The 260-nt window shown below is 49.6% G+C and carries 1 protein-coding gene; it reads left to right on the top strand.

Features of this window, described 5'->3' with window-relative positions:
* Positions 1-260 (top strand): enterobactin synthase subunit EntD (gene entD / locus FN960_RS24320; protein ID WP_143850833.1); only part of this gene is annotated, 260 nt, incomplete at both ends.

Below are 260 nucleotides of genomic sequence, written 5' to 3'. Positions count from 1 at the left end.
ATGCTTTGCGGGAATATGGCTATAAATGTGTGCCCGCAATCGGCGAGCTACGCCAACCTGTCTGGCCTGCGGAGGTATACGGCAGTATTAGCCACTGTGGGACTACGGCATTAGCCGTGGTATCTCGTCAACCGATTGGCATTGATATAGAAGAAATTTTTTCTGTACAAACCGCAAGAGAATTGACAGACAACATTATTACACCAGCGGAACACGAGCGACTCGCAGACTGCGGTTTAGCCTTTTCTCTGGCGCTGACA

The sequence above is a fragment of the Alkalicoccobacillus porphyridii genome (assembly GCF_007293315.1).
GTDB classification, from domain to species: Bacteria; Bacillota; Bacilli; order Bacillales; family Bacillaceae_D; genus Alkalicoccobacillus; species Alkalicoccobacillus porphyridii.
Note: the sequence above shows the minus strand (reverse complement) of the source record. Positions and strands in the feature narration are given on the sequence as shown.